General features: G+C 58.0%; 2 protein-coding genes and 1 pseudogene. 2 read left to right on the forward strand and 1 reads right to left on the reverse strand.

Annotated features, from left to right (window positions below; genetic code table 11):
* Window positions 1-499: 499 nt before the first annotated feature.
* On the reverse strand, window positions 500-1,639 hold the full coding sequence (locus ENZ74_RS24255; protein ID WP_063169258.1) for a porin: 1,140 nt from the start codon (window positions 1,637-1,639) through the stop codon (window positions 500-502).
* A 681-nt stretch (window positions 1,640-2,320) separates the two neighbouring features.
* On the opposite strand from ENZ74_RS24255, the gene ENZ74_RS24260 reads away from it, so the two are divergent.
* Both ENZ74_RS24260 and ENZ74_RS24265 read left to right on the forward strand, forming a co-directional pair.
* Window positions 2,321-2,677: a hypothetical protein gene (locus ENZ74_RS24260; protein WP_024505577.1), complete on the forward strand. Its 357-nt coding sequence runs from the start codon at window positions 2,321-2,323 to the stop codon at window positions 2,675-2,677.
* Window positions 2,678-3,141: 464 nt separating this feature from the next.
* Window positions 3,142-4,069: pseudogene (locus ENZ74_RS24265) on the forward strand (radical SAM protein); the annotation flags it as partial.

The following is a 4,069-nucleotide window of genomic DNA, read 5'->3' on the forward strand; positions in this document are numbered from 1 at the left end:
ACGCAGCGGTGTGAGACGGGCATTCTTGTGGATGTTCATTCGGACCCTCCGATGGATGCTGAAGCGTGGTAACTCCAGTCTCCTCGGTCCGGTCCGAATGGACAACCTCTCGAAAGCTCACACCTAGGATGGGTGCTGCCACGCGGCTCGGACTCAGCGTGCATTATCACGTAAATGTTGAGAGAATGAATGGCGCCGCGAAGGGCAATTCCAGCCGTCCAAAGCGACAGGCGTGTCGCGGCCTCGACATTGCAGTGGCGCTTACCTAACACGGCCTCACACTGCCCTCTAAACGGCCCCGAATTTGAACTGACGGCCCCTGGCCGGTTCATCGGGCAGGTCAAGGGCTAGGTGTAGTACACAGGGCTCATAACTTTCAGTTTCTAGTTGGTACGATGGGCCGTGGACGGTCGATGCAGACTTCAAGATGGCGAACGAAGCTCTCCATGCGTGCGTTGTCGAGGCAAGTGCCTTTGCCATGCTCGCGACTGGAGAGATTTCAAAATGAGCCTTGTAAGCGGAGAATGCCGCCGACGCTGTTCGGCTTGCTCGTGCCCTTGACGGCGGTAGGCTCGGCAGGGCCGAGGCCAGAGTTGCCGTAGTGGTCGTAATCGACCTCGGCTGTGACCGTGAAGCCGGGAACGACCATGTAGGCGACGTTTGCAGCCACACCAGCATCCTTGAGCTGATCACCCGAGACCTGAAGGTTGAACGAAGTTTTCTCGTCAAACTCGTAGGTGGCGCCCGCCCAGAAAGCCCACTGGCCGTTCCAGATTTTGTACGAGCCGCGCCCATGATTGGCAATTGCGCCGTTTGAGTCCTCGTTGAGACTGGCATTGGAACCGTAGCCGAAGAGTCCAAACAGCGACAGCTGGTTTGTGACAGCGACGTCGACGCGGATCTTGCCGGCAAAAGCTTCGTAATTGCTGTCATAAGCCGCGACGCCGATGATCGAGCCCCAGCCTTGCGTGTATTTCAAGCCGGCGACAACGTGCGGAATATAGCTGTCGATAGTACCGGCTGAGCCCGATCCTTGTTCGAGCGAAATCACAGTCGAAATGCCGTTGCCGGCGTCGAAGTGGTACTGAGCCACGTTGGTGTCGAAGCCGGCCGACGGAACGAGCATACTATCGAGAACGTTGCCAGCGTAGCTTGCAAACGTATCGAAGGCCGACCCCTCCTTGCCAACTCGCAGGCCTCCCAGCTCGACCCAGGCAGAAGCCAGTGCGAGGCCGCTGTTGAAATCATAGTTCTGAGGACTGTCATGCGAGTTAGCGCTGTTGCCAAAATTCACCTGGGTTTCGGTATAGGTCGTCAACGCGCCGAGCTCGGTCTGCTGGCCGGTCCAAGTTTTGAACGTGAAGCGTGTGCTGTTTCGCCAAGTGCCTTGGTCCTCGCCAGTTCTCACGTCCGAGGTTCTTGCGCTGTCATACGATCGGACGTCACCCAGGCCGATATCGTAACGGACATAGCCGCCGATGCGCAGGCAGGTCTCGGTGTTGGGAATATAGGAATATCCCGAGCCGAGGACGTCGCAGATCTTGATGTACTCGGCCGGTTCCCGCTCGGCGCCAGCTGCTCGACCGACGGAAATGGTCATCAGAGCAGTTAAGCCGAGAAGAGGACTCTTGATGTACATGTCTAGATCTCCATGAAGGAATAAAAAGGATAGAGGCGAAAGAGCAAGCTTTTCCTCTAAATTTTGTGCGTGTTGTCTCCAATATGTGGACGCCAAAGCGCTTGACACGAGAGGTGAGCCAGCGTAAAAGCCACATGTACTTATAATAGTGTTTTCTGCTAGGAGATTCATTATCGTTTACATGTGAAACACTCCGGTCGGACCGCTGCAGCTCTCCGAATAGAGCAGCAAGCGACATGCCAACCTGAAGCGTAGATGCGGCCGACACCAAAATCGGGCCGACGCGCCTTCGTCTCGCTGGAATCACTTTTTTTGAGGGTCACTGCGAAAAGAAATGTGCGACACGGTTCGCCATGTTCGATATGTGACAGTCTCGTTTAACAGCGACGGCTTCCCGTCTGACCGCAACGGAGGCCGCGCCATCCGCTACCGAGAAGGATCACTGCGCGTACGCTCCGCAAGGGCTGCGCCAGGAACAGAGGGCGTGCACGTCCGAGGCGTCGCATGGTGGCCGCAGCACCTTTTCGCCGCTGTAAGTTCGCCGTGCAGGTACATTGCGCGGCCGGAAGCGAGAGGGAGCGCACCCTGAAACGGCTGCCTACGGCTCGCCTCGAGTAATTGGCGATGAACAGTATTCTCGAGAACTTAGTCTCGACGGAAAGAGCAACGAAAGGAAGCCGCTTGGACGAGCACGATCCGAAGGAAGAACCGATCGAGACCATTTTCCGCAACGGCACAATCACTGCCGTGGGTATCCTGCTTGCCTTTTCCCTCGGCTTCCTCACTCATTGGGCCGCGAACCCCTTGCCATGGCAACTCTACGATCTGTTCGCCGTAGTGCCGATCCTGCTCGGCATCGCACTGCAGATGAGAGCGCTGTCCATGCTGCTCGACATGAGTTCCTTGCGGCGCCCCATCTACGAACGCGCCAATCGCATTTTCATGGTCGGCCTCATCCAGACCGCGTGTGGCGTCGGCATGGCCATCTTGGTCGATCTTTTCGGGATATCGGTAGGGGGCACGCTGCCCGGCGCTTGACGACAAGCCACACCGCTCTTCGCTCGAAGCGACGTCAAGCCGGGGAACCTTGTGCACCCCCTAGCGGCGTCCTCCTTTCATCAAATGAGCCGACGTCAGCTTTAGAGCGTCTCGGTGGCTAAAGCCGGTATGGTTTTTCGGCCGGCAGGGAAGGCCGCTGGCTGGACCTGGATGGCGTCTGAACGAGGCTTGACAGGTCCGTTGCGTCGGACATGAATTTCGCATTGCAAAGTTCTTCCGCAGACGCCTCAAGCACACTGCACTGGCGTCACGTACTCAGACGTTGAATGCGGCACCGCACCATCACCTCAGGCGCAACCATGGCACGCGCGCTCCCCGGCGTGGTTGACCCCATCCTGTCCAAACGAGACTGCGACATAAGCGGGACGCACTGACTTAGGTCAGAGACCAGGACGAGCGCGCAACGAAAGAATGATGGATGAGCGACGTGGGATGACAGCTCCTTGCACACCTCAATCCTGACAAAGTACCGGGACCCCCGGCCGCCTTGGTATACCATCTATCCGACTGTGCCAGACTTCTCTGCGGCAGTTGGTGCTGACGATTATGAGGAATGGCTGGGGGGCCTCCCGGCCGACGAATCGGTGTCGCTCTATTTCCACATTCCGTTTTGCCGATCCATGTGCTGGTATTGCGGCTTCCCTACCGCGGTCATCCGTCGCAACGGCCCGATCCTTAATTATTTAGCGGTGCTGCGTCAGGAGATCAGTTTGGTGTCGGAGCAAGTGCGGCAAGGGCTGCCGGTGAGCGATGTGCATTTCGGCGGCGGAACGCCTCACCTTATCGGGCCAGCCGAGCACTTGGCGCTGATGGAATTTCTACGCCGCCACTTCGCTTTCAGCAAAACTGCTGCGATCGCCGTGGAGATCGATCCCCGAACGTTCACACCGGAAATGGCCGAAGCCCTGGCAGCTAACGGTGTCAACCGCGCGAGCATCGGATGCAGAGCTTTGATCCCGATGTGCAAAGGCGATCAATCGGATCCAGAGTAAGGTGCAGACGGCCGCTGCAGTCCAAAATCTCCGCCGGCATGGCGTTGGCCATATCAACTTCGACCTCATCTTCGGTCTACCGAAACAGACTGTGCAGTCCTGCATCCAGACCGCGATGGCTGCGGTCGCCATGCGCCCCAACCGGCTTGCGGTGTTCGGATACGCGCATATTCCTTCCGTGATAAAGAATCAGCGCCTAATCGAGCAGGCAGGTCTACCGGACGGCGATCTTCGCGCCGAACAGGCTGCAACTGTCGCCGAGACACTGGTTGGCGCTGGCTACCGGGAGATCGGGCTCGATCATTTCGCTCCGCCGGACGACGAACTTGCGCTAGCGCCAGAAGACCGGGCGCCTACGGCGTAATTCGCTGGGATACTC

The sequence above is a fragment of the Mesorhizobium sp. M7A.F.Ca.CA.002.15.2.1 genome, from assembly GCF_003998715.1.
Classification (GTDB): domain Bacteria; phylum Pseudomonadota; class Alphaproteobacteria; order Rhizobiales; family Rhizobiaceae; genus Mesorhizobium; species Mesorhizobium ciceri.